Origin of the sequence: Paenirhizobium selenitireducens ATCC BAA-1503 (assembly GCF_900492185.1) — a bacterium.
GTDB classification, from domain to species: Bacteria; Pseudomonadota; Alphaproteobacteria; order Rhizobiales; family Rhizobiaceae; genus Allorhizobium; species Allorhizobium selenitireducens_A.
In genome coordinates, this window is sequence record NZ_UEYP01000005.1 from 255710 (window position 1) to 281944 (window position 26235).

A 26235-nucleotide genomic window follows, 5' to 3' on the forward strand; every position below is an offset into this window, starting at 1 on the left:
AAAACGCTTCAAGCTGCGATGGCCAATCCGGTCGATCGATGAGGAAACGCAATTGTCCTTGTTCCAAGTCTACATCAAGGCTCTGAAATACCTGTCGGCCTACCGCTTTCGGGTATCACTGGTCGTGATCGCCAACATCGTGCTGGCGATGATCACCATTATCGAGCCGATTCTGTTTGGGCGCATCATCGACGCCATTTCGGAAAAGGGCGACGCGAAAACCATGCTGATCGCCTGGGGCGGCTTCGGTGTCTTCAACACGATCGCCTATGTCCTGGTCGCCCGCGAGGCGGACCGGCTGGCGCATGGCCGGCGCGCCGACCTTCTGACCGAGGCTTTCGGCCGCATCATCTCGATGCCGCTCAGCTGGCACCATCAGCGTGGCACATCCAACGCGCTGCACACCCTTTTGCGTGCCAGCGAAACCCTGTTCGGCCTGTGGCTCGAATTCATGCGAACCCACCTGGCAACCGCCGTGGCGCTGGCCCTCCTCATCCCGACGGCCTTTTCGATGGACTGGCGGCTGTCCTCCGTGCTGGTCGTCCTCAGCGTTCTCTACATTCTGATCGGCAAGACGGTGATGAACAGGACCAAGGAAGGCCAAGCCTCGGTCGAGAGCCATTATCACACGGTCTTTTCGCATGTCAGCGACTCGATCAGCAATGTCTCCGTGCTGCACAGCTACAACCGGATCGAAGCCGAGACCCGGGCATTGAAGCAGTATGCGCAGCAGCTGCTCGCCGCCCAGTATCCCGTCCTCGACTGGTGGGCGATCGCCAGCGCCCTCAACCGGATCGCCTCGACCGTCTCCATGCTGATCATCCTGGTGATCGGCACGATCCTGGTGCAGAACGGCGAGCTGAAGGTCGGCGACATCATCGCCTTTACCGGTTTTGCCGGTCTGCTGATCGGCCGCCTCGACCAGATGCGCCAGTTCGCCACGCAGATTTTCGAGGCACGTTCCAAGCTCGAGGACTTCTACCAGCTCGAGGACGCAGTTCAGGAGCGCGAGGAACCGGCCGGCGCCGCCGAACTGAAGGATGTGCGTGGAGACGTCGAGTTCCGCAACGTCTCCTTCGACTTCGCCAATACGACCCAGGGCGTGCATGACGTGTCATTCTCGGTCAAGGCCGGCCAGACGATCGCCATCGTTGGACCGACTGGCGCGGGCAAGACCACGCTGATCAACCTGCTGCAAAGGGTGCACGAGCCGCAGAAAGGTTCGATCCTGATCGACGGCACCGACATCCGGACGGTCACCCGCAAGTCGCTGCGCCATTCGATCGCCACGGTGTTCCAGGACGCCGGCCTGCTCAACCGTTCGATCCAGGAGAATATCCAGCTCGGTCGCGAGGATGCGACCGAAGAGGAAGTTCTGAAAGCGGCGGAAGCCGCGGCCGCCACCGATTTCATCGAAAGCCGCCTGAGCGGCCTCACCACCCTGGTCGGCGAGCGCGGCAACCGGCTGTCGGGCGGCGAGCGCCAGCGCATCGCGATTGCCCGCGCCATCCTCAAGAACGCGCCGATCCTCGTGCTCGACGAGGCGACCAGCGCACTCGACGTAGAGACCGAAGAGCGGGTCAAGAGCGCGATCGACCGGCTGCGCCAGAACCGCACCACCTTCATCATCGCCCACCGGCTCTCCACGGTCCGCGAGGCGGACATCGTGCTTTTCCTCGATCACGGCCGGATCGTCGAAATGGGCAGCTACGATCAGCTGAGCGCCAGCGGTGGTCGCTTCGCCTCGCTGCTGAAGACGAGCGGACTGCTTGCCGAAGACAAACCGGCCTGAACCTGACGATCCGGCGCCATCGTCGGATCGACCGCGTGAGCGAAAGGCCGTCCGAGGCCTGCATTCCCAAAGCGTGCGCATCTCCCGCGCCCGGCGACCTTTTTTAACCCTTTGTCAATGAAGTGTTCTCGTTCCCGCCAGAATGACTTATCCAACGGCGGCGCCGACACTCTCGGTCGCAGGGGAAATTCTGGGGGGAGATCCGCATGTTCAAGCACGCTGCCGCCATTGCCGCGGCACTTGTGGCCACGACCGCACCGCTTCTGGCCGCCGACGCGCTCGAGCATGCGCCGCAGTCCGGTCATGACTGGTCGGGCATCTATGTCGGCATCGGCACGGGCGCCGGCGGTCTCGTCCACGAAATCGGTATTCCCCTGATCGACACGTCCTTCAACGGCATCGGCGCCGAGGGTGTTTTCGGTGAATTCACCGTCGGTTATGACCATATGCTTGGCGAGCGCATGCTGCTCGGCGTCTACGGCACCGCCCGTCTCGGCGGGATCAAGAGCGAGCTTTCCGCGCTGGGCGGCCTCCTGACCGGCGATATCACCGCCGATTACGGCTTCGACCTGATCGCCCGCGCCGGCTATCTCGCGACGCCCGAAACCCTCGTCTACGTGCTCGGCGGCTATAGCTACCAGCATTTCGACCTGTCCTCGAATGTCGGCGTTTCTGATGACTGGGAGAGCAACGGCTTCACCGCCGGCTTCGGCCTCGAAACCGCGCTGTCCGACCGTCTCTCACTGAAAGGCGAATACCGCTACAGCCAGTACGCCGCCTTCGACCTGGCTTCGTTCGGTGGCGTCGACATCGAGTCCGAGCCCTCCTCGCACACCTTCCATGTCGGCCTGAACTATCGCTTCGGCGCCGACGCCCAGGCGTCTGCTGGCCAGAGCTTCGGCCCCTCAGCCGTCAGTTGGACCGGCCTTTACCTCACCGGCTCGGCCGGCGGCAGCAGCCTGGTGCATGAGCTCGCCATTCCGCTGCTCGATACCGCGTTCAACGGCATCGGCGGCGAGGGTGTGTCCGGATCGATCGGCGTCGGGTATGACCACGAATTCTCGAACGGCTTCGTTGCCGGCATCCAGGCGGATGTCCGCTTCGCCTCGACCGCGACCACGCTCGATCTCGCCGGGCTGGTCGATGGCAGCATCGACGCCGATCGTGGTTATGACATCATCGGCCGCATCGGTTACAAGCCGGCCCCTTCGACGCTGGTCTACGCCCTTGGCGGCTGGACCCATCAGGATTTCGAGATCGGCTCCGATCTGACGGGATCACTTTATGACTGGTCGGCCAACGGCATGACCGTCGGTGCCGGCATCGAGACGGCCATGACGCAGTCCGTCTTTCTCGGCGCCGAATATCGCTATTCGGTCTATGAGACTGAGGACCTCGCCTCGGCCGGCATTCTCGAGATCGACCCGTCCTCGCACACCATCAGCGCGACGCTCAAATACAAGTTCAACTGAACAGAAGCGCTTCGTCCTTGCAGAACCCGCCGTCCGCCGGCGGGATTTTGCATTTGGCGCGGTCGCTTCCTCTGTGGCATGCTTCGGCGCGGGTGGCGGGGAGCCGTCCGTCGGCGAGTCGGGCCGCCATCTTCCACATTTCCGGCATATCGGCGAGGAGCACCCATGAGCGAGACTTTCACCGCAATCGTCGTCGACACCGTCGATGGCAAGCCGAAGGCAGGCTTCCGCCAGTTGACGCTGGACGACCTGCCCGACAATGACGTGCTGGTGGAAATCGCCTATTCGACGCTGAACTACAAGGACGGCCTGGCAGTCTCCGGAAAGGGTCGCATCGCGCGCCGCACACCGATGGTCGCGGGCGCCGATCTTGCCGGCACCGTCGTATCCTCCCGCTCGCCCCTGTGGAAGCCCGGCGACAAGGTCGTGCTCAACGGCTTCGGCATGTCGGAGACGGAATGGGGCGGCTATTCCCGCTTCCAGAAGGTCAAGGCGGAATGGCTGATGGCCCTGCCGGATGCCTTCACGCTCGAACAGGCGATGGTGATCGGCACTGCCGGCTATACGGCGGCCCTTTGCGTCGATGCGCTGGAGGACTGGGGCGTGATCAAGCCGGGCGACGGCGAGGTTCTGGTCACGGGGGCCGCCGGCGGCGTCGGCTCGGTCGCGGTCAGCCTGCTCGCCGCCAAGGGCTACCGTGTCACCGCCTCGACGGGACGACCCGAAACGCATGACTACCTGGCCTCGCTCGGCGCCAGCGCCTTCGTCGATCGCGCCAGCCTGGCGGAAAAGGGCGCGCCCCTGCAGAAGGAGCGCTGGTCGGGCGCCGTCGACAGCGTCGGCTCGACGACGCTTGCCACCGTGCTGTCGCAGACGGTCTATGGCGGCGCGGTCGCCGCCTGTGGCCTTGCCGGAGGGGCCGATCTGCCGGCGACCGTCCTGCCGCATATCCTCCGGGGTGTCGCCCTGCTCGGCGTCGACTCGGTCTTCGCGCCGATGGCGAAACGTGAGCGCGCCTGGCGGACGCTCGCCGATCACCTTGACCGGGCGCATCTTGCGGCCCTGACCACCGTCGAGCCGATGTCGAAACTGCCGGAACTGGCGGATGCGATCGTTGCGGGACAGATCCGCGGCCGCGTCGTCATCGACGTCAGCCGCTGAGCCTCATTCCGCCGCGGCGGCCGGTGACGTGTGGTTCTGGTTTTCGGGGCCGCCGACAGCCATTGCATCGCGGTCGTCCCTGTTCTTCTGCTCGCGGCCGAAGAACAAGGCGTAGGCCGCCGGCAGGACGAGAATGGTGAGCACCGTCGCCACCAGGATGCCGCCCATCATCGCATAGGCAAGCGGCCCCCAGAACACCCCGCGCGAAATCGGGATCAGCGCCAGGACGGCGGTCAGGGCGGTCAGGACGATCGGCCGGAAACGGCGAATGGCCGAACCGATGATCGCCTCGGACCGCTCCATGCCCGCCGCGATATCCTGGTCGATCTGGTCGATCAGGATGATCGAATTGCGGATGATGATGCCGAGCAGCGCAATGACGCCGAGGATGGCTACGAAGCCGAACGGCGCGCCGGAGATCAGCAAAGCCGCAGCCGCGCCGATGATGCCGAGCGGGCCGGTGGCGAGCACCAGCATCGCCTTGCCGAAATGCTGCAGCTGGATCATCAGCAGCACCACGATGACCAGCAGCATGATCGGCGCCTTGGCGGCGATCGAGGCCTGGCTCTCGGCACTGTCTTCCGCTCCGCCCTGCACCTCGATCTTGTAGCCGGGGGCAAGCCCGTCTCGAAGGGGCTGCAACTGACCAAAGATCTCAGAGACGATCTCGTTCGACTGGACGCCGTCGGGCAGGGTCGCCCGCACGGTGATCGACGGCAGGCGATCGCGCCGCCATTCGATACCCTGTTCCAAGACCGGGACAACGCGAGCCACCTGCGACAGCGGCACGAAGGCGCCGTTGTCGGTCGGAATGTAGACCGAGTTCACGGCCGTCAACAGGCTGCGGCTCTCCTCCGGTTCGCGAGCGACGATGGAAATCGTCTCCTCTCCGGCGCGGACATCGGCCAGCGGCGCGCCGCTCATCGTTGCCTGCAACATCTGCCGCAGACGCTGCGAGGTGACGCCGAGCGCACGCGCACGGTCCTGGTCGACCACGAGCCTCATCGCCGGAACCGGTTCCAGCCAGTCGTCGTGAACCGCTGAAAGCAGCGGATGGGCCGAGTAGACTTCTCTGACCTCGTCGGCGATGCGCCGCACTTCGGCGCGGTCGGGACCGACGACGCGGATCTGCACCGGCCAGCCCGTCGGCGGGCCGAGGAAAAGACGGTCGACCTTGGCGCGGATCGCCGGAAAATCCTCGGCCAGAATGCCGCGCAGCTTGACGATCAACCGTTCGCGCGCCGGCTCGTCATTGGCCATGACAAGCAACTGGGCGAAGTTCGGATTGCGCAATTGCTGGTCGAGCGGCAGGAAGAAGCGCGGCGCGCCCTCGCCGATATAGGTGGCAATGAAACGCTTGTCGGCATCGTCCATGATGCGGTCTTCCAGCGCCTTTGCCTGGGTTTCCACCTCGTGAATGCTGGTGCCTTCCGGCAGCCAGAGATCGACGAGGATTTCCGGGCGCGGGGACGCCGGAAAGAAGCTCTGCGGAATGAACTGGAAAGACCACAGGCTTGCAAGGAAGGTCGCGATCGTCAGGGCGAGCACGCTCAGCCGGTGGCGCACCGCCCAACCGACGGTCGAGCGCAGGCGGCGGTAGAAGCCGGTGTCGAACACGTCCTGATGGCTGCCGGCATGATGCCGCTGCTTGAGGATCATGTAGCCGAGCCAGGGAGTGAAATAGACCGCGACGAACCAGGAGACGACGAGCGAGATCCCGACCACATAGAACAGCGTGCGCACATATTCGCCGGCGGTCGAGGCGGCAAAACCGACCGGGATGAAGCCCGCGGTGGTGATCAGCGTACCGGTCAGCATGGGGAAGGCGGTGGAGGTATAGGCAAAGCTCGCCGCATCGATCTTGTGCAGCCCTTCCTCCAGTTTTCGCTCCATCATCTCGACGACGATCATCGCGTCATCGACCAGAAGACCGAGCGCGATGATCAGGGCTCCGAGCGAGATGCGCTGCAGGTCGATGCCGAGCTCGTACATGATGGCGAAGGTGGCGGCGAGCACCAGCGGGATGGCAATGGCGATGACGAGGCCGGAACGCCAGCCGATCGACAGGAAGGACACGACGAGCACGATGGCAAGCGCCTCGAGCAGTGCCTTCATGAACTCGCCGATGGCCTCGCGCACCACCTCCGGCTGGTTGGAGATCTGGGCGACCTCGACGCCATGCGGCAGGGAAGCCTCGAACCGCTGCAGCGTCGCCTCGACGGCCTTGCCGACATCGGTGACGTTGAAGCCCTTGGCCATGACGACGCCGACCTGCACGCTGTCCTTCCCGTTGAAGCGGAACTTGCGCTGGAACGGTTCCTCGGTGCCTTCGGTGACGGTGGCGATATCGCCCAGTCGCGTGACCTGCTGGCCGGCGCGCAGCCTGAGTTCGCGAATGTCGTCGGCCCGGCCAAGGCCGCCGTCGACCGATATGCGCACGGAGCGCTCGCCGGTGTCGATCGTGCCGGCCGGATCGATGGCGTTCTGCCCCGCCAGCGCGTTTTTGAGGTCGTTGAAGGTCAGGCCGCGTTCGGCCAGAACCTTGGACGACACGTCGATGTAGATCTTCTGCGGCTGGTCGCCGAGGATAACGGCCTTCTCCACACCCGGCGTCGTCAGCAGCATGTCGCGCGCCTGGATGGCATAGGCCTTCAGCTCGGGAAAGCTGTAGCCCTCGCCCGACAGCGAATGGAGCGTGATGAAGGTGTCGCCGAACTCGTCGTTGAAATAGGGACCGAGAAGGCCTTCGGGCAGCTCGCTGGAAATGTCGCCGACCTTCTTGCGCGCCTGGTAGAAGGCATCTGCCACATCGTCGGCATCCGTATCGCCCTTGACCTGTAGCGTGATGATCGCGCTGCCGGCGCGGGTATAGGATTTCACCCAGTCCAGATGCGGCACTTCCTGCAGCTTGCGCTCGATCTTGTTGACCACCTGGTCCTGCATGTCGGTGATAGAAGCGCCGGGCCAGACGGCCTGGACGACCATGACGCGGAAGGTGAAATCAGGGTCTTCCTTCTGGCCCATGCGCATCAGGCCAAGCACCCCCGCGATCAGGATCAGGCCGAACAGGAAGCGCGCCATGCTCGGATGGGCAATCGCCCAACGCGACAGATTGAAGGAGCCCTTGTCATTCGTGGACGTGGTCATGGCGTTTATCCGCTCTTCAAGGGGTCGTGATCAGCGTGTCTGGCTGGCTGCGGCAAGGTTGCCGTGCGCCGGGAGCGCGTATGCCGCATGCTCCTCGGCAAGCTTGACCTTGAGATTCTCGGTCATGAACTGGGTTCCGGCCACGACGACGAGATCGCCGGCCTTCAAGCCGTCGGAGACACGCACCCCGGCTTCGGAGAAATCGACGACGCTGACCGGACGTTGGTGCACGGTTCGGCCCACCGGGTCGACCGTCCACACGATCGGGCGATCGGACGGATCGCGGGTCAGCGCGGAGAGCGGAAGACTGAAGAGCGGCTGGTCGCTATCGGCAACCGCCTTGACCGTGGCCGTCATGCCGAGCAGCACCCGCTGATCGGACGGAAGCGAAATGCGGATCGCGAAGGTGCGTGAAGCTGGGTCTGCACTGCCCGCCACCTCGCGGACGGCGCCTTTGAGCGCGACGGTCCGGTCGGACCACAAGCCGACTTCGACGACCTTGCCCGGGGTAAAGGCAAGGACATCGCTCTCCGGAACCGCAATCGACACTTCCTTTTCGCCGTCGACGGCCACCGTCACGACCGGGCTGCCGGCGGCCACCACCTGGCCGGCATCCGCATGGGTCGCCGTAACGATCCCGTCCTTGTCGGCCGCAAGAACGGCATAGCCGACCTGGTTTTCGGCCTGGGCCAGCACGGACCGCGCCGAATCCCGCGCCGCTACCGCCTGATTATAGGAAAGCTGCGCTTGTTCGAGCTGGGCCTTGGCTGCCACCTGCTGCTTGAACAGCTGCTCGGCCCGTTTCCGGGCGAAGTCGGCGGTCTCGACCTGCCGCTCGGCGGCGATCAGATTGGCTCGGGCGCTTGTGACGGACAACGCATAGTCGGTCGCGTCAAGCCGGGCGAGCACGTCGCCGGCGCGCACGCGATCGCCGATATTGACTGCCCGTTCGACGACCTTGCCGCCGACGCGGAAGCCGGCCGGCGCTTCGCTACGGGCCCGCACTGCGCCTGAATAGGAGAGTTCGCGCGTCGTTGCGGCTTCCGCGACCTCGACGACCTTGACCGGGCGCACAGTTTCCTTGGGCGCTTCGGCGGTTTCGGCCGAGCAGCCGGCGAGCGCTGCAACGAGCAACAGGGTGAGGAAGGCTCTCTGGGACATGGCACGTCTATCCTCGGCGAAAGGGCTTCGCGGCTGGTCGTGTATTCTCTAAATCTGGCATGCGATTTCGACCCGCGGCTCAGGCCTTGAGTGCGCGAATCGCGAAGTCGGTCAGTTCCTGGGGCGAGGCGCGGTTTTCCTTGCAAAGACATTGCGCCACCAGCTGCGGATGGCTGAGCAGGGCAATGCTCGCGCCGAAACAGCGGGCAGCGACCCGCGCGTCCTGCTGGGGAAACTCTCCGGCGGCGATCCCGTCCTCGATGATCTTCTGTATGACATCGGTGAGACGGTCGATATGCCGGTCGATCACATCCCAGTTCTGCTCGATCGCCACGACCACCATCTCGTGAACCTTCTGCGCGTCCATCATGGTCTCGACGGTCAACCGATGCTCCGTCTCGACATAGCGGCGCAGACGCTCCTCGGCGCTGAGCGGAAGGGCGGCGATCTGCAATGCGAGCTCGTGGCCCGTCCCCAGCATGCGGCTGCACAGCGCCTGGAGGATTTCGTTCTTCGATTCGAAGAAGCGGTAGATGTTGGCCGGCGACATGCCCAGATCCCGTGCGATGTCGGCAACGGTGGTCTTGCTATAGCCGTAGTGACGAAACAACCGCTCGGCGGAATCGAGGATTCGCCTCACGTTTTCCTGCCGAACCTCGCTGTCCGGCGAATAGCCTTCACTCTGGGTATCCATGATGTTCATGCGAAGTCCTGATGACTGACGAATTTTGAATTTCGTCAGTCATAATTCGACAGCTGGCTTTTGTCAACCTGCGGCGGAGCCACGGATCAACCCTCATCCCACCATGGTCGCCCCGCGCGAAATCACTTGTTGCCGCAGCGAATGTGCCTATATCGTCGAGAAATCCCGGCATGCATCAGCCGAACCTGCGACCACATCCATATTGACAGGACCAGATTGAACCGCTGATGGCCTTCCGCTTCGTCCACACCGCCGACATCCATCTCGATTCTCCGCTGCGCTCACTCTCCCTGCGCAACCCGTCGCTGGCCGAACTGATCGGCGACTCGACACGCCAGGCGCTGGTGGCAATCGTCGATCTGTGCATTGCCGAGGAGGTCGATGCCCTGATCATCGCGGGCGATCTCTATGACGGCGACCAGACGTCGATGAAGACGGCCCGCTTTCTCTCCTCGCAGATGCAGCGGCTGGCGGAAGCCGGCATCGCCGTCTACACCATCCGCGGCAACCACGATGCGCTGTCGCGTATTACCCAGGAACTGATCCTGCCGCCTTCGGTGAAAGTCTATTCCGACCGGGCCGAGGCAGTCGAAGTCGAGAAGGGCGGACTGGGCATCGCGATCCACGGCCTGAGCTTCGCCCGCCCCCAGGCGCCCGAAAGCCTGCTGCCGAAATACCGGGCACCGCTGCCGGACCGGATCAATATCGGCATCATGCACACGAGCCTTGCCGGCGCCGCCGGCCACGACGTCTATGCTCCCTGCAGCCTCGCCGATCTGCAGGCCTCTGGCTTCGACTATTGGGCGCTCGGCCATATCCACCAGCGCAGCCAGTTTACCGGCCGATCGGCCGTGGTCATGCCGGGCATGCCGCAGGGCCGCGACATCAACGAGGCGGGACCGAAGAGCGTGTCGCTGGTGACGGTTCACGACGACCGCCGCATCACCATCGAGGAACGCCTCACCAGTCTCGCCGAATTTGCCCGCATCGCCGTCGATCTGAGCGCAACAATGACCTGGTTCGATGCCGTCGAGGCCATCGAACATGCAGTGGCCGAGGCCCGCGGCAGTGCCACCTCGGATCATCTCGTCGCGCGCCTTTCGCTGAGCGGCACGACGCCGCTCTCCTGGCGCCTGCGGCGCGACCGCGACCTGTTGCTCGCCGAAGCGGAACAGCGCGCCGAGGGGCTGGGGCGTGCCTGGATCGAAAAGATCGACATCGCCACCGAGGCGCCGGGTGAAGCAACCGGCCAGCCGAGCGCCGATCCGCTGATCGAGCTTGGCGCCCTCATGCGCGACGACGTCTCCAGGCGCCACGCCCTGCGGGACGAAATCCGCCAGATGGTCAAGGATCTGCGCGGCGAACTGCCGCCGGAAAGCCGCGGCCTCACCGGCGGTGACGAGGCCGAATTCGAGGCCTATGTCGACCGCTTGCTCGTCGAGGGCAGCAACGACGTCATTGCCCGGCTGAAGAGCGACGGGACGGGAGCAGGCGAATGAGACTCCGCCGGCTCGACCTCACACGCTATGGCAAGTTCACCGATTATTCGCTCGACTTCGGCGATGCAAATCCCGGCTCGCCCGATCTGCACATCGTCTATGGCCTCAACGAGGCCGGCAAATCGACGTCGCTCTCGGCCTATCTCGACCTGCTCTATGGCATAGAGGAGCGCAGCCGTTACAATTTCCTGCACGCCTACAATGCCATGCAGGTCGGCGCCTGCCTCGAGTTCGACGGCGCCCCCCACGATCTGAAGCGTGTGAAACAGCGAACCAATTCGCTGCTCGACGGTCGCGGTGAGCCGGTTGCCGAAGCGCTCCTCTCCGTGCCGCTGGCCGGCATCAGTCGCGACGCCTATCGCACCATGTTCTCGCTGGACGACGTCACGCTGGAAGAAGGCGGCAATGCCATCCTGCAGAGCAAGGGCGATCTCGGCGAACTGCTGTTCTCCGCAAGCGCGGGCCTCGCCGGTGTCAGCGCAACGCTTGGCGCCATCACGGACGAGGCCGACAGCCTCTACAAGAAGCGCGCCCGTTCGACGCGGATTGCCGAGTTGAAGCAGAAGCTTGCCGAGTTGAAGACAAGGCGCGACGAGATCGACACGCTGGCAAGCGCCCATGCCGGACTCGTCGCCACGCTCGCCCAGGCCGAGACCGCCTATGACGAGGCGATGCACGCGCGCGGCGCGGCGCAAGGTCGACGCGAAGCGATCGCACGCCTCCTGCGCGCCCGCCCGCTGGCGGCCGAGTATCGCCGCGTCGAGGCGGAACTGGCGCTGCGCGCCGACCTGCCGCGGCCGCCATCCGACTGGGCACGCGAGTTGCCCCGGCTGAAGGAGGAGGAGACACGCCTCGCCACCCGTCTCGCCGGTGTCGAAGCCGATGCCGAGCGGCTGCGCGCCGAAATCGACGCCATAGATCTCGATGAACGCGTCCTCGCACTGGCGGACCGCATCGGGCAATTGGGCAAGGGTCTGGTGCGCTTTGGCGGCGCCGAGGAGGATCTGCCGAAACGACGGATCGCGCTTGCCGAACGCCAGGCCGTGATCGGCGCAATCCTTGCCCGCCTGGGCCAGGCCGCATGCGGCGCCCCTGAGGACCTGCTGCTTGCGACAACAACCGTCGGCACCCTGCGCGACCTGATCGAAATGCGCTCCGGCGTCGAGGCGAGGCTGGAGACCGCGAGCCGCGAACTGAGCGCGGCAAAATCCGCGCACGAACGCGCCATCGCCGATCGACAGGCGGTCGCCGATGACGGTGACCCTTTGGACGCCTCTCAACTTAGCCGGCTTACGACTGCGCTGACGGTCGTCCGACGCAGCGACCACGCCACCCGGCAGCGCTTGGGCGAACGGGGCCTTGCCGAGCTGGAGCGCCGTTTTTCGGAATATTCCCGGCCGTTCGCCGCACTTCTGGATGTTTCCGATCCGGACGGCGAGGCATTGCGGGCCCTTGCCCTCCCCGATCCGCGCCAGCTCGAGGCCTGGCGCACCGCCCTGTCCGCCATCGACAGGCGGATCGCCGACCATGCTGAGCGTCGACGCGAACTCGTCACGCGGCAAAAGCAGGCCGAGGCGAAAATTCTTGCCCTGCGCGCCACCAGCGGATTGATCGATGACGCCGAGGCCCTGCGTCTCCGTGAGGCGCGCGACACCGCTTGGGCCGCGCATCTGGCCCGGCTCGACAGGGCCAGCGCCGAGACCTTCGAGGCGGCCATGCGGGCCGATGATCTGACGGCCACTGCCCGCCTCGCCGCCATGCGCGACCTGGCCGACCTGCGCGGGCTTTCGCAGGAACTCTCGCTCATAACGGCGTCGATCACCCGCCAAGAGGAATTGCTGGACGAGGCCGAAGCCGAACGCGAGACGCTCTGCACCGAGCTTCGAGCCGCCCTGCCGGCTGCGCTTTTTCGAACCGCCGATGACAGCTTCGCGCGGCTCTTCTCCCAGATTGAGACAATGGTCAGAAACCGCGCCGACGCACTCGCCGCCTGGGAGCGACTGGAAGCAACCAGACGCGAGATCGAGGAAGCGAGAGCCGACGCGGAAATCGATCGCGAGAGCCTGGCCGACGCGCTGCGGTCCGCTGGCCTTCACGAAGAAAGCGGTTCTATGGCCGCAATGGTCGCAACCGCGGAGGCCACTATCGCCGGCCACGCCACCCGGACCGCAGCCCGTGAGGCCGCCGACAAGGCCATGGCGAATCTCGAGCGTGGCCTGTCCGATCGCCGCAGCGAGTTCGAGGCGGCAAAAACGGCCTCCGCCGACTGGCAATCCCGCTTTGCGGCAGCCCTTGGCGAAACCTGGTTTCCCGAAGAAACCTCGGCCGGTGCCGTGCGTGAAATCCTCGAGACGCTCGACAGGCTGGGTCCTGCGCTGCATGATCGCGACGAACTTGCCAGGCGCATCGCCCTGATGGAGCGCGACAGGGACGATTTTGCCGCCGAGGTTAAGTCGCTCCTGTCGGATCTTGGCGAAAGCGTCGAGACCGAGGCGGTCTCTAGTATAGCCGCCACGCTTGCCGCCCGGCTGGACAAGGCCCGCCGCGCCCAGGACCTCAAGGCCGACAAGATCGCTGCGCTCGCACACCTTGCCGATAGCGAGCGAGCGCTGCGGCAGGATCTGGCCGAATTTTCCGCCCGCAGGGCGCAAATGACCGAGTTCTTCCAGGTGGAGACCCTCACCGATGTGGCCGGTTCGCTTGAGCAGGCGGCCGAGCGCGACCGGCAGGAGGCCCGCCTGCGCGCCCTTGCCGACCAGATACTTGCTGCCCTGCCCATGCCCGCGATCGAGCCGGCCCTTGTGGAAATGGACGCTACCGATTTCGAAGTACTTGAGCGCGAAGAGGCGGAGCTCGCCGCCCGGCTCGGCGATCTCGACGAGCGCACCCGACAGCTCTTCGCGGACAAGACTCGCGCCCGCGACCGTCTGGAAGCGATCGGCGGCGGCAGCGAGGTGGCGCGGATCGAAGCCGAAAAGCGCACCATCTTCCTTGAGATCGAGGAACTGGCCGACACCTATCTCCGGCTCAAGAGTGGCGCGCTGGTCGCCGCCGAGGCCCTGCGGGCCTATCGCGACAAACACCGGTCGTCCATGATGAAGCGGGCTTCCGAGGCTTTCCGCCTGATCACCCGGGGCGACTATATCGGCCTTGCCGCCCAGCCCGACAAGGACCGCGAAACGCTGATCGGCCTGACGCGTCAGGGTGGCTCCAAGCTGGCAAGCGAAATGTCGAAGGGCACGCGGTTCCAGCTCTATCTGGCGCTGCGCCTTGCCGGCTACGAGGAATTCGCCGCAAGCCGCCCTGCCGTGCCCTTCATCGCCGACGACATCATGGAAACCTTCGACGAGCCTCGCTCGGAAGAAGTGCTGCGCCTGTTCGGTGAAATGGCGAAGATCGGCCAGGTGGTCTACCTCACCCATCATCGCCATCTCTGCGATCTCGCCCGCCGGATCGTGCCGCAGGCGCGAATTCACGAGCTCGCCGGCTGACGGCTGTCGCATGCGGGCCATTTTTCTCTTGACGGCATCGGCTCTGCGCGGGCAGTCGTTGGCTCGATGAAACCTGCAGCGCCCAGGCTGCGCTGAAAATTCCGGATGGCGATCGGGTGGCAAAGATCTCGCAAGCCGCGCCTGGCACGCGCGTGACCCTGCCGAGGGCACTCTCCAAGCTCGGCTATTGCTCCCGTACCCAGGCCGAGAAGCTGGTGGCTGGTGGCCATGTCACGGTCGGCGGACGGCGCGTGACCGATCTTTCCGCGTGGGTCGACATTCGCACCGACCGGATCGCGGTCGACGGCAAGCCGGTTGAGGCCGAGGCCAGGGTCTACCTGATGCTCAACAAGCCACGCGGGCTGGTGACGACCCGCGACGACCCGGAAGGCCGCGACACCGTCTTCTCCTGTCTTGAGCATCTCGACATTCCGCATGTCTCGCCCGTCGGCCGCCTCGACAAGGCGAGCGAAGGCCTGCTGCTCTTCACCAACGACACGGTGCTCGCCCAGCGCCTGCTCGATCCTGACAGCGACATCGCCAAGACCTACCACGTCCAGGTCCGCGGCCGCCCGTCCGAAGCCGACCTCGCCCGCATGACGGCGGGCATTTTCGATGACGGCGAGCTGCTCAAGGCCAGACGCGTGCGGGTTCTGCGCGAGGCCGACAAGACCTGCTGGCTGGAATTCGAACTGCGTGAAGGCAAGAACCGCGAGATCCGCCGCATGCTGGAAGCGATCGGTAGCGAATGCCTGCGGCTCGTTCGAATTGCCTTTGGCGACCTGACGCTCGGCGACCTGGAAAAGGGTAAGACGCGCTTCCTGAACGATGCTGAGATCGCCACGCTGCGGCATCGCAATGGTTTTGCCTCACCCGCCGGAGAATAGCTTTCGCCTTAACCCAGGTTCCTGCTAGGTTCATTTGAACACATTCCATTTCGTGAGCGGAGATCCCTGATGAGCCGGCTGCATCGTGAAACCCATCTTGTCTCGCGCATCGGCTGGCTGCGCGCCGCGGTGCTCGGCGCCAATGACGGCATCGTCTCGACGGCAAGCCTGGTGGTCGGCGTCGCGTCGGCCTCGGCCGGAAGTTCGGAAGTCCTGGTGGCCGGCATTGCCGGCCTCGTTGCTGGCGCCATGTCGATGGCGGCCGGGGAATATGTCTCCGTCAGCTCGCAATCCGATACCGAACAGGCCGACCTGAACCGCGAGCGCAAGGAACTCGAAACACAGCCGGCATTCGAACGGGAGGAACTGGCGCAGATTTATGTGGCGCGCGGCCTCCAGCCTGATCTCGCCCACCAGGTCGCCGACCAGTTGATGGCAAAGGACGCGCTTGCCGCCCACGCCCTCGACGAACTCGGCATTTCCGAGATGACAACGGCCCGGCCGATCCAGGCCGCGTTGACCTCGGCTGCGACTTTTGCCGTGGGCGCGGCGCTTCCCCTGCTGATGGTCGTCATTTCACCGGCAAACCTTCTCGTCTGGACGGTATCCATCGCCTCGCTTCTCTTCCTGGCCCTGCTCGGTGCTGTCGGTGCCAATGCAGGCGGGGCAAATGTCTGGCGCGCCACGCTCCGCGTCACCTTCTGGGGTGCCTTTGCCATGGCGCTGACGGCCGGCATCGGTGCGGTGGTCGGCACTGCGATCTAGTCCCTCGACCGAACAGGCTGAGATGCAAGATGCCGACGCCACGGAAGACGGCGCCGGCATTTTCTTGTCCAACGCTACGCCTCAGGCCCTGGCGAAAGCCAGCAGATCGGCATTCAGCTGATCCTTGTGTGTGTCCGCAAGGCCGTGCGGTGCACCGGCATAGACCTTGAGTTCCGCATGCGGGATCAGCTTCTTGGACGCCCGGCCGGCCGCATCGATCGGTACCACCTGGTCGTCGTCACCGTGGACGATGAGGGTGGGGACGTCGAACTTCTTCAGGTCCTCGGTGAAGTCGGTCTGAGAGAACGCGATGATCGAGTCATAGGCGTTCTTATGGCCGGCCATCATGCCCTGCAGCCAGAAGCTGTCGATCATGCCTTGCGAGACCTTGGCCCCCGGCCGGTTGAAGCCGAAGAACGGGCCGCTGGCGATATCCTTGTAGAGCTGCGAGCGGTCGGCGAGGCTCGCCGCCTGGATACCGTCGAAGACTTCCTTCGGCAGGCCGCCGGGGTTCGCCGCGGTCTTGACCATCAGCGGCGGCACGGCCGAGATCAGCCCTGCCTTGGCGATCCGTCCGGTTCCATGGCGACCGATATAGCGGGCGATCTCGCCGCCGCCTGTCGAAAAACCGGCAAGGATGATGTTCCTGAGCTCCAGCGCCTCGATCAGATCGGAAAGATCGTCGGCATAATGGTCCATGTCATTGCCGTCCCAGGGCTGGCTGGAGCGGCCGTGGCCTCGGCGGTCATGGGTGATGACGCGAAAGCCGTTCTGCGCCAGATGAAAGGCCTGGGCCTCCCAGCTGTCCGAATTGAGCGGCCAGCCGTGGCTGAGGATGACCGGTTGGCCGGTTTTCGGGCCCCAGTCCTTGTAGTAGATCTCAACGCCGTCGCGGGTGGTGATCGTGCTTGCCATTGACTTCAATCCTGTTGGGTTCTGATTGGGTTGCATTGCCGTGGCCGCCTCCGCGGTCCGTATCGAATTGCCGAGCCCGGTGACGGCGGTAACCGCCCCGATGGCACCGGCAGCGAGCAGATCGCGGCGGGACACCGGGAATTCTCTGGCCCTTGCGGTTTGACCTTCCATGCTGGTCTGCTTTCCTGTCTCTTGAGTGCTTTGGCGTTCCGGAGCGCTGGTTGTTGTGTTAAGGGCAGGCGCACCGCCACACGAATGGCAAAATTGACAAGCACAGGGTCACAAGTGACAAAACACTTGATGAACGATACGGTTGAGATTGCCATCGCCAGCTATCCCGATGTCTGGCGAGCGTCCGTGCATGGATTGACGGACATGTTCGCGGTGGCGGAGAGGTATGATCGGCAGCAATCGGCGGCGCAGAGCCGCCGGCTGAGGGTCAGCCACTACGAGACCGACGCGGCGTACATGGTGTCGAAGGTTTTCGACACGCATCCATCCGAGAGGGAGGGGCGTCCCGTCGCGGTCGTTCTGCCGCCGGCCATCGGGGAGGAACTGCCCTTCGGCGAACGCATGGGCGGATTCCCCGAGTGGATCCGCGGGCACCACCGATCGGGCGCCATCATCTGCTCGGCCTGCGGCGGCGCTTCGCTGCTCGCCCAGACGGGGCTCCTGTCCGGTCGCTCGGCGACGACCCATTGGCTGCACGGCGAGACGATCGCCAAACGCCATCCGGACATACGCATCGACACCGACAAGATGCTGCTGGACGAGGGTGATATCATTACCGCCGGCGGCATGATGGCCTGGACGGATCTGGGCCTGCGGCTGATCGATCGCCTGCTCGGCACAAGCGTTATGCTGGCGACCGCCCGCTTCATGCTGATCGATCCGGGAGCGCGCGAGCAGAGTTTCTATTCGAAGTTCATTCCGCGGCTTGACCACGGTGACACGGTCATCCTCGGCATCCAGCACTGGCTGCACGGAACCGATTTCCGCGGCGTCAACATTGTGGTCATGGCGGAGCGGGCGGGGCTCGGCGAGCGGACCTTCCTGCGTCGTTTCCAGAAGGCGACGGGCCTCAATCCGACCGAGTATTACCAGCGCCTGCGGATCGCCAAGGCGCGCGATCTGCTCGAACAGTCCGACCTGTCGATCGAAAAGATTGCCTGGGCAAGCGGGTACGAAGACACCAACGCCTTTCGCAAGGTCTTCCGCAAGATCGTCGGCGTCTCCCCCGGCGAATACCGCATGCGATTTTCGATCGTCGGGCGGCAGGGCGATGAAACGGAAAACTGATTGTCAGAAAGGTGACCAGACCATCCCGCTGAATTGACGTCGGCCGCGCTCAACGCGCGACCGACGCCATTCAGTCCAAACCGGTGCCCCGATCACTTGACCGGAATCGAAGCCTTGCCGTGTTTCACGCCGGGTTCGCGCGACCACAGCCGCAACTTGCCGAGTTCCTTGACAAAGGCCGCAACATCCTTTGCCGATCCAAGCGCAATCACCCCTTCATCGAGACTGTCGGCAATACCGGCCTTCTTGAGGAGCGGCATCGCCGCCTCGACGTGACCGATAAACTTGCAATGCTGGAAGGCATCGGCGACGAAGTCCCGCGCCGTTGCCTCGGTCGCCAGTTCATCGACAGCCTCGGGGGACGGCAACACGGCAACCGCATCGTAGAGAACCGACGGCCCGCCATCGATCATCTGCTGTGCGGCGACCCAGCTTCCGTCAGAGGCTGTCACGCCACCAACCTTCGGCGCGATGATCTCGACCATCGCCTTTTCCTTGGTGACGGCAGATGTCAGCGCCTTCAGCAGGGCGGCATCGACGCCATCGGTCACAAGGATACCGAGCTTGCGGCCCTCGAACCGCTCCGGGCCGTTGAGCGCGATGCTGAGCGCCGGCGACGGCTCGAGGTCCTGGCGGGTCTCGACCGCCGCATCCGCCGGTTTGGGCATCGTCTTCAGTCCCAGCTTGGCCGCAACCGTGCTCGCCAGCGTCTCGTCGATATTGAGCAGATGCGAAACCACGCGCTCGCGGATCACCGGCGTCTCGACCTTACTGAGCTCGAAGGTCAGCGCATTGGCGATATGGCGCTGCTCCGCCGGGGTCTGGCTGATATAGAACTGCCGCGCCTGGCTATAGTGGTCGGCGAAGCTTTCGGGTCTCAGCCGAATCTTCGGACCCTGCCCTTCGGCGGGAAAATGGCGGAAGCCCTTGACCGGCGATTCCCGCGGCCCCTCGCCCCAAGAGTTCGGCTGGTAGTTCACCCGACCAACCGGATTGCGCATCGCCATGTGCCCGTCCTGCTGGAAATGGGCGAAGGGACATTTCGGCGCGTTGATCGGAATATGGGTGAAGTTCGGTCCGCCGAGACGTTTCAGCTGGGTATCGAGATAGGAGAAATTGCGGCCCTGCAGCAACGGATCATTGGAGAAGTCGATGCCCGGGGGCACGTTCTGCGTCATGAACGCAACCTGCTCGGTCTCTGCGAAGAAATTGTCCGGCATGCGATCGAGCACCAGCCGGCCGACAGGCTGCGGCGGCAGGATTTCCTCCGGGATGAGCTTGGTCGGATCAAGCACGTCGAAATCGAAACTGTCGGCAAACGCCTGGTCGAACAGCTGCACCTGCAACTCCCATTCCGGGAAGTTGCCCGACTGGATCGACTGCCAGAGATCGCGGCGATGGAAATCCGGATCGGCGCCGTTGATCTTCACCGCCTCGTTCCACGCCACCGACTGCAGGCCGAGCTTCGGCTTCCAGTGGAACTTCACGAAGGTGGACTCATCCTTGGCGTTGACAAAGCGGAACGTATGGACGCCGAAACCTTCCATGAAACGGAACGAGCGCGGAATGGCGCGATCCGACATGGCCCACATGATCATGTGCATGCTTTCCGGCGTCAGCGAGATGAAGTCCCAGAAGTTGTCGTGCGCCGTCTGCGCCTGGGGGAAGTCGCGGTCCGGCTCCTGCTTGGCGGCATGGACGAGGTCGGGAAACTTGATGGCGTCCTGGATAAAGAACACCGGCATGTTGTTGCCGACGAGGTCCCAATTGCCCTCCTTGGTATAGATCTTGACGGCAAAGCCGCGCACGTCGCGCGCCAGGTCGGCGGAACCCTTGTTGCCGGCAACGGTGGAGAAGCGGACGAAGGCCGGCGTCTTCTCGCCCTTTCGCTGGAACAGGTCGGCCTTGGTGTAGGCGGCAAGCGAATCATAGGTCTCGAAATAGCCATGGGCGCCATAGCCGCGCGCATGAACGACGCGTTCGGGAATGCGCTCATGGTCGAAATGGAACAGCTTTTCGCGGAAATGGAAATCATCCATGGCGAGCGGTCCACGCGCGCCGATACGCAGCGTATTCTGGTCGTCGGCGACCGGTCCGCCCTGCGCCGTTGTCATCACCGGCGCATCATGCGTCTCCGCGGTCTGGTGCAACTCACCGCCGGCCCCGCGCACGAGTGACTGGTCGTGAATGCCTGCGGAATCAGAGGGGGCTGCCTTGGTGGTCTTCTTGGCCATTGCGATTCTCCGGGAACGAGGAAGGGCTCCCACGAGAACACGACTGGCGTCTATTGGTTCCCTCGAACGGCCGGCATCAGGTCAGCTTTCTTCCTGCGAAACGGCCGGCCAATGCACCTGGTCAAGGCTGGCCAGCATGCCGTTGGCGATCTCCCGTTCGCCCATGATCACCCGGTCGGCACCCAGCTTCAGCAGATGCTCGACCTCGGCATCGGTATGCGCACGGGCGAGTATGAGGATGGCGGGATTGATCTCGCGGGCCCGCTGGATCACGTTGCCGGCCTCGAAGGCGTTCGGGATGGCCACCACGATGCTCTTGGCCGCGGCAATATTGGCAAGCTCCAATACCCTGGGCGAGGTGGCGTTGCCCATGATCACCTCCGTCTGCTGCCGCAGCAGTTCCTCCAGCGGCCGGTCGGAATCCTCGACGACGAGGAAGGGGACACCATTGGCCCGCAAATTATCGATGACGATCTTGCCGACGCGACCGCAACCGACAACGATCGCATGATCCGTCAGCGTGCTTGCCGCTGTGGTCTGCGCTTCGCTCTCGCCGTTGGCCAGGCGTTCTTCGGCGCCAACGGCATTGCCAGTCTCGACGGTATTCACGGTGGCGTCCTCGGTCGCCGCCGCCGTGCCCCCGCCCTTCGGCACAAGGCGGGCTTCCATCTTTGGAATGACCCGCTCTGCAAGATAGAACATGACCGGGTTGAGGATGATCGAAATGATCGCGCCGGCGAGGATCAGATCGCGACCTTCTTCCGGTAGAAGCTTCAGGCCGACGCCGAGTTCCGCGAGGATGAACGAGAATTCGCCGATCTGCGCCAGGCTGGCCGAAATGGTGAGCGCGGTGCCGGTCGGCATGCCGAAGGCGCGCACGATGAGGAAGGCCGCGAGCGACTTGCCGATCAGGATGATGAAGACGACGGCGAGGACCTTGAGCGGGCTGTCGACCAGGATATTCGGATCGAACAGCATGCCGACCGAGACGAAGAACAACACTGCGAAGGCATCGCGCAGCGGCAGGCTCTCCTGCGCGGCCCGGTGCGAAAGCTCGCTCTCCGCCAGCACCATGCCGGCAAAGAAGGCGCCGAGCGCCAGCGACACGCCGAACAACTGGGCCGAGCCGAAGGCGACGCCCAGCGCCAACGCCAGCACGCCGAGACGGAAGAGCTCGCGCGAGCCGCTATGGGCGATGGCATGCAGCATCCACGGGATGACGCGACGCCCGATGACCAGCATCAGGCCGAGGAAGGCGCCGACCTTGAGGAAGGTGAGCGCCAGCACCCAGCCGAGATTGAGGTCGATGTCGAGGAGCCCGGCAACTGCCGCCGAAAGCGGATCGGCATGGCCGCCCGCTTCGCCGCTATTGGCAAAGGCCGGGATCAGCACAAGGGCCAGGACCATCGCCAGATCCTCGACGATCAGCCAGCCGACGGCGATCTTGCCACGCTCGGTCTCGACCAGCCGCCGCTCCTGCAAGGCCTTCAGCAGCACCACGGTCGATGCCACCGAAAGCGCCAGGCCGAAGACCAGGCCGCCGCCGATCGGCCAGCCCATCAGCCAGCCCATGCCCCAGCCGAGCAGGGTGGCGAACCCGATCTGCGCGATCGCCCCCGGCACGGCGACGCCGCGCACCGACAGCAGATCCTTGAGAGAAAAGTGCAGACCAACCCCGAACATCAGTAGGATCACGCCGATTTCGGCGAGTTCCGGGGCGAGGTGCTGGTCGGCAACGAAACCCGGCGTGTGGGGGCCGACCAGGATACCGGCAAACAAATAGCCGACCAGGGGCGGCAGGCGAAAACGATGGGCGACATAACCGAAAGCGAAAGCCAGGACGAGACCGCCGACAATGGTGGAAATCAAGGGCGTCTCGTGGAGCATCGGGCCTCGCTGGAAATGTCAGAAGAAAAGTGCTATATATTGTCTATATCAACCAATATGGTCATTATAAATTCATGGGTCAAGGCACGCCGTCACCAATTCTTACGCCGGCACTCTGCCGCGCTGCCCGCGGCATGCTCGATTGGACGCAGGCGGACCTTGCCGAGCATTCGCAAGTGTCGCGCAGCACGATCCGCGACTATGAAGGCGCCCGGCATGAACTGCATCGCGCAACCGCTGCCCAATTGCTCCACGCCTTGGAACAGGGCGGCGCCATTTTCGTCGAAATCGAAGGTCTGGGCATGGCGCTTGCCGAACGCCCGATGAGCGACAATCTGCGGCCCAAGAGTCGAAGACCATGACCCTTTCATGCTATCCTGTCACCATGTTTGAGGGCTGTTTACGATTCGGAACGAGGATTGCTTTTTCTCTCCGGCCAGCCGCCGGGAGCCTTTGGGAAACAGCATGAGATATTATCTGGGTGGTCTTGCCGCCCGCGAGCGCAACGAAGACAGCGACCGCCACCTCGCCTTCTACCTGACCTTCGTCGCCGGCGCGGTGAATGCCGGCGGCTTCATGGCCGTTCAGCAATACACCTCGCACATGTCCGGCATCGTATCGGCCATCGCCGACAACATGGTGCTCGGCAATCGCTCCCTGGTGATCGTCGGCGTTTCCTCTCTGGCGTCCTTCATCTTCGGCGCGGCCAGTTCGGCGATCCTGATCAACTGGGCTCGCCGCCGCGCGCTCGAATCCGAATATGCCCTGCCGCTCGGCGTGGAGGCGCTGCTGTTGCTGATATTCGGCTTGTCGGGGTTTTTCCTCACGTCGGGCTCTTTCTCCACCATCTTGCTGACGATCAGCCTCCTGTGCTTCATCATGGGCCTGCAGAACGCCATCATCACCAAGCTGTCGGGCGCCCGTATCCGCACCACCCATGTCACCGGCCTGGTGACCGATGCCGGCATCGAGATCGGCAAGCTCTTCTATCGCAACGACCCCAAGCGACCCGAATTGGCTCCCGTCATCGCCGACCGCGGAAAACTCGCCCTGCTTCTTTCGCTGATCGGCCTGTTCTTCTCCGGTGGCATTGCCGGCGCGCTTTTGTTCAGCCGTTTCGGCCTTCCGGTCGCAGCCCTTTTTGCCCTGCCGCTCGGCCTCTTCGCATCCTTCCCGCTCGCCGCCGACATCAAGCGTTACCGCGCCCGGAACGGCTGAGGCGAACGGCCATCGCCATTGGAAGCAATGAAGCCAGGCCGCCCAGTATCAGCCCGCGGATTCAACTGAAAATGATGGATTCGGCACAAATCGAAACTAAAAGTTGACATTGGCGGCGGGATCACCTATTTTGTGCTTGTCGATATTTGCTTGTTTGACTTTTGTTTTCGCACCCTGACGCAGTGCCTCGACGAACTTCCCTTCAAAAAAGATCGAGCTAACCAGCCGCCCGTGCAATCGCACGGCGGGCACTCAATATTGCTATGAAAGGGTTCGTCATGACCACTGGCACAGTTAAATGGTTCAATTCCACCAAGGGCTTCGGCTTCATTCAGCCTGACAACGGCGGTCCGGACGTGTTCGTCCACATCTCCGCTGTCGAACGCGCCGGCATGCGCGAAATCGTCGAAGGCCAGAAGATCGGCTACGAGATGGAACGCGACAACAAGTCGGGCAAGATGTCCGCCGGTCAGCTTCAGGCTGCCTGATCGATCTTTGTGCTCTCGGGTGACCACGGATGTACTGGCACCAAGGAGGGCGCGGGAACAATGAAAGGTCAGGCATTTTGCCTGGCTTTTTTTTGGCCGGAAACCGGTACCGCCACCATACCATCGAGGATCACTGCCATGACAGAGACACAGAGCAAGGCCCGCATTCAGGCCGAAGCCGCCTTCGGCAAGACGCAATCGCAGTTTCTGGCGAGAAACCGGATCATCTCCGAGAACGACGCCGTCGTTCAGGAACGCGATGAAAAGACGATGCGCCTGCGCGCCCTGCGGATGGCGAAGGAAGCCGGCGGCACGACAACGCCCGACAGCATGACCCCGGCCTATCCGGCCAAGGACTGAAGGCACGAGCGGCAAGCCGCTCCGCCCCGAGAAAAACCGCGCGCGGACAGCATATGGTGCCGAAAGGTACGACCGAGCGCGATCGACACAAACCCGAAAACGATCCAATCCGAAAGTGGAACTTTGAAGAACACGAGAGACAACGGCCTGTCCGACCGCCGCAAGGCAACAGCCGACGCGAAGAAAATCCTTCTCGACAATTATCGCGCAGCGAAAGAAGCGGCCGCGCCGCATATCGAGGCCAAGCAGGCGGAACGCCTGGCGGTGGCAACCGCCCGCGAAGAACGCCGCGCCGAGCGAGAACGCGCCAAGGCTGAGGAACGGGACAGGCAGCTGGCCGCAGCAAAGGCTGAAGCCGAAGCGGCCGACGCCGCAACCCGCGCCGAAGCAGAGGCACGCCTGGAAGCCGAGACCTCCCGCATCAGCCGGGTCATCGAGGACGAAGCCGCCCGCAAGGCCAAGCGCGATCAGCGCTATGCCAACCGAAAAGCACGACAGGGTTGATAGGCGTCGGCGGTCCTTTGCGATTGCCGGAATGACGCAGGGTACACAACGCCCGCTCGGGCAGGATGCACGACCCTGCCTCCTGCCGCATCAGCCTTTGCCCTCGCACTGCGTGCCGTGACAGCCTGAGATTACTTGGCCATCGCTTTCATCACGGCACCGACGAGTCCGGTCAGTACGGCACCGCCGGCCGCCCCGCCGATAGCGTCGCCCAGCAATCCACCGAGCATGCCTCCGGCAGCCCCGCCGGCGGCCGGATCGGCCCCTGTGGCGCCGCCCAGCAGGCTGCCGAGCAGCGTGCCGCCCGCGACGCCGCCGAGCGCGCCGCTGATGATCTTCGGCAGTTGGCTCATCGCCGCCTGCTTGAAGGCCGCACCCACGGCCTGACCGCCGATGATGCCCGCTATGACTTGTAGGATAATGGGTAGAATCGCATCCATGTCGAAATCTCCCGAAGAAGCCGAAGACGTGATGTCTTCGGGCTTCTCATTGAGCCATAGATTGGCGGAAACACAAGAAAATGTTCCCGGCTTCGGCCATCGACCGATAGCCCGCCAGACGTGTTTTTCCATCTCGAGTAATAGACAAGGCGGCTGACCGCCGCCGCTGGACCTCAGTCCCTCTTCTTACCACCTCTGTCGAGCTGTTCCTGCAGCTTCCTTGCCAACTGGTCGATCCTGCCGGGAACGGAAGCCTTGCTGAGCTCGACGAGGAGTTCGGACTGCAGCTTGTTGACATCGCCAGCATCGCTATCGTTCCGTTTGTCCTTCTCTGCATCACGCATTGCAGTCCTCGCTTGCTACCCATTTTCACATCAACCAAGCACTACGGGGCGCATGCGGTTGTGGATCATTCCGCTATTCGGACAAGCTATCCACCCGTCACCGCGCGTCACGGAGACCGTCGGGTCGGGTGACTTTCGACACTCGATTCTTGCTTCGCTCCGACGGCGCCTCCAAGCCCCGTCGCCACGGAAGCTGGCTGCAACCGCAAGCCGGCCTGCGGGCTCTGCAGCGCCGGTCTTCTGCGCGCACGGCAATCTCAACTGTTTCAATTGTGCCCGATCTCTGTCACAAGCCGCACTGGAGCGCGGCTGCTGTCATCTATAGGACAGGGCCGGGCAGGCTGATTGACGTCTCACCCGCTGCCACGAAACAACGTGACCGCTCCACTTCCTTCGCCAACCCATGACCCGCCATCTGCTCCGACCCGTACGGAACCGAAGGATCGCGCCTGCCGCACAGGTTTGCCT

General features: G+C 63.9%; 21 protein-coding genes. 13 read left to right on the top strand and 8 right to left on the bottom strand.

Features of this window, described 5'->3' with window-relative positions; all coding sequences use genetic code 11:
- The first annotated feature begins 52 nt into the window (after nt 1-52).
- The 3 genes from RHIZ70P_RS11485 (at nt 53) to RHIZ70P_RS11495 (ending at nt 4425) form a co-directional block, all read left to right on the top strand.
- Nucleotides 53-1792, top strand: a complete 1740-nt coding sequence (locus tag RHIZ70P_RS11485; RefSeq protein ID WP_115670435.1) for a glucan ABC transporter ATP-binding protein/ permease — start codon at nt 53-55, stop codon at nt 1790-1792.
- Nucleotides 1793-1998: 206 nt separating this feature from the next.
- Nucleotides 1999-3264 carry an outer membrane protein gene (locus tag RHIZ70P_RS11490; RefSeq protein WP_115670436.1) on the top strand — a complete coding sequence of 422 codons (1266 nt, stop codon included), beginning with the start codon at nt 1999-2001 and terminating at the stop codon, nt 3262-3264.
- 165 nt (nt 3265-3429) lie between these two features.
- Nucleotides 3430-4425 carry an MDR family oxidoreductase gene (locus RHIZ70P_RS11495; RefSeq protein ID WP_115670437.1) on the top strand — a complete coding sequence of 332 codons (996 nt, stop codon included), beginning with the start codon at nt 3430-3432 and terminating at the stop codon, nt 4423-4425.
- 3 nt (nt 4426-4428) lie between these two features.
- Here the strand turns inward: RHIZ70P_RS11495 and RHIZ70P_RS11500 are convergent, their stop codons facing one another.
- From RHIZ70P_RS11500 to RHIZ70P_RS11510, 3 genes are all read right to left on the bottom strand, one after another.
- Nucleotides 4429-7572: an efflux RND transporter permease subunit gene (locus RHIZ70P_RS11500; protein ID WP_115670438.1), complete on the bottom strand. Its 3144-nt coding sequence runs from the start codon at nt 7570-7572 to the stop codon at nt 4429-4431.
- Nucleotides 7573-7602: 30 nt separating this feature from the next.
- A complete protein-coding gene (locus RHIZ70P_RS11505; protein ID WP_115670439.1) occupies nt 7603-8733 on the bottom strand; it encodes an efflux RND transporter periplasmic adaptor subunit in 1131 nt (376 codons plus the stop codon).
- Between the two features lie 79 nt (nt 8734-8812).
- Nucleotides 8813-9427: a TetR family transcriptional regulator gene (locus RHIZ70P_RS11510; RefSeq protein WP_115670543.1), complete on the bottom strand. Its 615-nt coding sequence runs from the start codon at nt 9425-9427 to the stop codon at nt 8813-8815.
- A gap of 236 nt (nt 9428-9663) precedes the next feature.
- Between RHIZ70P_RS11510 and RHIZ70P_RS11515 the strand changes: the two genes are divergently transcribed.
- From RHIZ70P_RS11515 to RHIZ70P_RS11530, 4 genes are all read left to right on the top strand, one after another.
- Complete coding sequence (locus RHIZ70P_RS11515) at nt 9664-10935, top strand: metallophosphoesterase family protein (protein WP_115670440.1); 1272 nt, start codon at nt 9664-9666, stop codon at nt 10933-10935.
- Nucleotides 10932-14426 (top strand): ATP-binding protein, encoded by a 3495-nt coding sequence (locus RHIZ70P_RS11520; protein ID WP_115670441.1) that lies wholly within the window; start codon nt 10932-10934, stop codon nt 14424-14426. The genes RHIZ70P_RS11515 and RHIZ70P_RS11520 overlap by 4 nt, the downstream gene beginning before the upstream one ends.
- A gap of 116 nt (nt 14427-14542) precedes the next feature.
- Entirely contained in the window at nt 14543-15313 is a 771-nt protein-coding gene (locus RHIZ70P_RS11525) for a pseudouridine synthase (protein ID WP_235842214.1), read from the top strand.
- 69 nt (nt 15314-15382) lie between these two features.
- Nucleotides 15383-16078 (top strand): VIT1/CCC1 transporter family protein, encoded by a 696-nt coding sequence (locus RHIZ70P_RS11530; protein WP_115670443.1) that lies wholly within the window; start codon nt 15383-15385, stop codon nt 16076-16078.
- A gap of 81 nt (nt 16079-16159) precedes the next feature.
- Here the strand turns inward: RHIZ70P_RS11530 and RHIZ70P_RS11535 are convergent, their stop codons facing one another.
- Complete coding sequence (locus RHIZ70P_RS11535) at nt 16160-16993, bottom strand: alpha/beta fold hydrolase (protein WP_419178290.1); 834 nt, start codon at nt 16991-16993, stop codon at nt 16160-16162.
- A gap of 300 nt (nt 16994-17293) precedes the next feature.
- Between RHIZ70P_RS11535 and RHIZ70P_RS11540 the strand changes: the two genes are divergently transcribed.
- Complete coding sequence (locus RHIZ70P_RS11540; RefSeq protein ID WP_115670445.1) at nt 17294-18292, top strand: GlxA family transcriptional regulator; 999 nt, start codon at nt 17294-17296, stop codon at nt 18290-18292.
- A 92-nt stretch (nt 18293-18384) separates the two neighbouring features.
- Here the strand turns inward: RHIZ70P_RS11540 and catE are convergent, their stop codons facing one another.
- Complete coding sequence (gene catE, locus RHIZ70P_RS11545; RefSeq protein WP_115670446.1) at nt 18385-20526, bottom strand: catalase C; 2142 nt, start codon at nt 20524-20526, stop codon at nt 18385-18387.
- Between the two features lie 81 nt (nt 20527-20607).
- A complete protein-coding gene (locus tag RHIZ70P_RS11550) occupies nt 20608-22413 on the bottom strand; it encodes a cation:proton antiporter (RefSeq protein ID WP_115670447.1) in 1806 nt (601 codons plus the stop codon).
- Between the two features lie 29 nt (nt 22414-22442).
- On the opposite strand from RHIZ70P_RS11550, the gene RHIZ70P_RS11555 reads away from it, so the two are divergent.
- The 5 genes from RHIZ70P_RS11555 to RHIZ70P_RS11575 all read left to right on the top strand — a co-directional run bounded on the left by RHIZ70P_RS11555 (nt 22443) and on the right by RHIZ70P_RS11575 (nt 24983).
- Nucleotides 22443-22775 carry a helix-turn-helix domain-containing protein gene (locus tag RHIZ70P_RS11555; RefSeq protein WP_115670448.1) on the top strand — a complete coding sequence of 111 codons (333 nt, stop codon included), beginning with the start codon at nt 22443-22445 and terminating at the stop codon, nt 22773-22775.
- A gap of 103 nt (nt 22776-22878) precedes the next feature.
- Nucleotides 22879-23631, top strand: a complete 753-nt coding sequence (locus tag RHIZ70P_RS11560; RefSeq protein WP_115670449.1) for a YoaK family protein — start codon at nt 22879-22881, stop codon at nt 23629-23631.
- A gap of 263 nt (nt 23632-23894) precedes the next feature.
- Complete coding sequence (locus tag RHIZ70P_RS11565) at nt 23895-24119, top strand: cold-shock protein (protein ID WP_115670450.1); 225 nt, start codon at nt 23895-23897, stop codon at nt 24117-24119.
- Between the two features lie 138 nt (nt 24120-24257).
- Complete coding sequence (locus RHIZ70P_RS11570) at nt 24258-24479, top strand: hypothetical protein (RefSeq protein ID WP_115670451.1); 222 nt, start codon at nt 24258-24260, stop codon at nt 24477-24479.
- A gap of 123 nt (nt 24480-24602) precedes the next feature.
- Nucleotides 24603-24983, top strand: a complete 381-nt coding sequence (locus tag RHIZ70P_RS11575) for a DUF6481 family protein (protein WP_115670452.1) — start codon at nt 24603-24605, stop codon at nt 24981-24983.
- Between the two features lie 131 nt (nt 24984-25114).
- Here RHIZ70P_RS11575 and RHIZ70P_RS11580 read toward each other — a convergent pair whose 3' ends face one another.
- Nucleotides 25115-25423, bottom strand: coding sequence for a hypothetical protein (locus tag RHIZ70P_RS11580; RefSeq protein WP_115670453.1), 309 nt, complete (start codon nt 25421-25423; stop codon nt 25115-25117).
- A gap of 173 nt (nt 25424-25596) precedes the next feature.
- Nucleotides 25597-25767 carry a hypothetical protein gene (locus RHIZ70P_RS23000; protein ID WP_181904000.1) on the bottom strand — a complete coding sequence of 57 codons (171 nt, stop codon included), beginning with the start codon at nt 25765-25767 and terminating at the stop codon, nt 25597-25599.
- Between the last annotated feature and the right edge of the window lie 468 nt (nt 25768-26235).

Bases quoted from the DNA above. Each gene is read 5' to 3' on its own strand.
- RHIZ70P_RS11490 (WP_115670436.1), top strand. From the start codon at position 1,999: ATGTTCAAGCACGCTGCCGCCATTGCCGCGGCACTTGTGGCCACGACC.
- catE (WP_115670446.1), bottom strand. From the start codon at position 20,526: ATGGCCAAGAAGACCACCAAGGCAGCCCCCTCTGATTCCGCAGGCATT.
- RHIZ70P_RS11500 (WP_115670438.1), bottom strand. From the start codon at position 7,572: ATGACCACGTCCACGAATGACAAGGGCTCCTTCAATCTGTCGCGTTGG.
- RHIZ70P_RS11565 (WP_115670450.1), top strand. From the start codon at position 23,895: ATGAAAGGGTTCGTCATGACCACTGGCACAGTTAAATGGTTCAATTCC.
- RHIZ70P_RS23000 (WP_181904000.1), bottom strand. From the start codon at position 25,767: ATGCGTGATGCAGAGAAGGACAAACGGAACGATAGCGATGCTGGCGAT.
- RHIZ70P_RS11550 (WP_115670447.1), bottom strand. From the start codon at position 22,413: ATGCTCCACGAGACGCCCTTGATTTCCACCATTGTCGGCGGTCTCGTC.
- RHIZ70P_RS11505 (WP_115670439.1), bottom strand. From the start codon at position 8,733: ATGTCCCAGAGAGCCTTCCTCACCCTGTTGCTCGTTGCAGCGCTCGCC.
- RHIZ70P_RS11510 (WP_115670543.1), bottom strand. From the start codon at position 9,427: ATGGATACCCAGAGTGAAGGCTATTCGCCGGACAGCGAGGTTCGGCAG.
- RHIZ70P_RS11530 (WP_115670443.1), top strand. From the start codon at position 15,383: ATGAGCCGGCTGCATCGTGAAACCCATCTTGTCTCGCGCATCGGCTGG.
- RHIZ70P_RS11540 (WP_115670445.1), top strand. From the start codon at position 17,294: ATGAACGATACGGTTGAGATTGCCATCGCCAGCTATCCCGATGTCTGG.
- RHIZ70P_RS11520 (WP_115670441.1), top strand. From the start codon at position 10,932: ATGAGACTCCGCCGGCTCGACCTCACACGCTATGGCAAGTTCACCGAT.
- RHIZ70P_RS11515 (WP_115670440.1), top strand. From the start codon at position 9,664: ATGGCCTTCCGCTTCGTCCACACCGCCGACATCCATCTCGATTCTCCG.
- RHIZ70P_RS11560 (WP_115670449.1), top strand. From the start codon at position 22,879: ATGAGATATTATCTGGGTGGTCTTGCCGCCCGCGAGCGCAACGAAGAC.
- RHIZ70P_RS11495 (WP_115670437.1), top strand. From the start codon at position 3,430: ATGAGCGAGACTTTCACCGCAATCGTCGTCGACACCGTCGATGGCAAG.
- RHIZ70P_RS11570 (WP_115670451.1), top strand. From the start codon at position 24,258: ATGACAGAGACACAGAGCAAGGCCCGCATTCAGGCCGAAGCCGCCTTC.
- RHIZ70P_RS11535 (WP_419178290.1), bottom strand. From the start codon at position 16,993: ATGGCAAGCACGATCACCACCCGCGACGGCGTTGAGATCTACTACAAG.
- RHIZ70P_RS11580 (WP_115670453.1), bottom strand. From the start codon at position 25,423: ATGGATGCGATTCTACCCATTATCCTACAAGTCATAGCGGGCATCATC.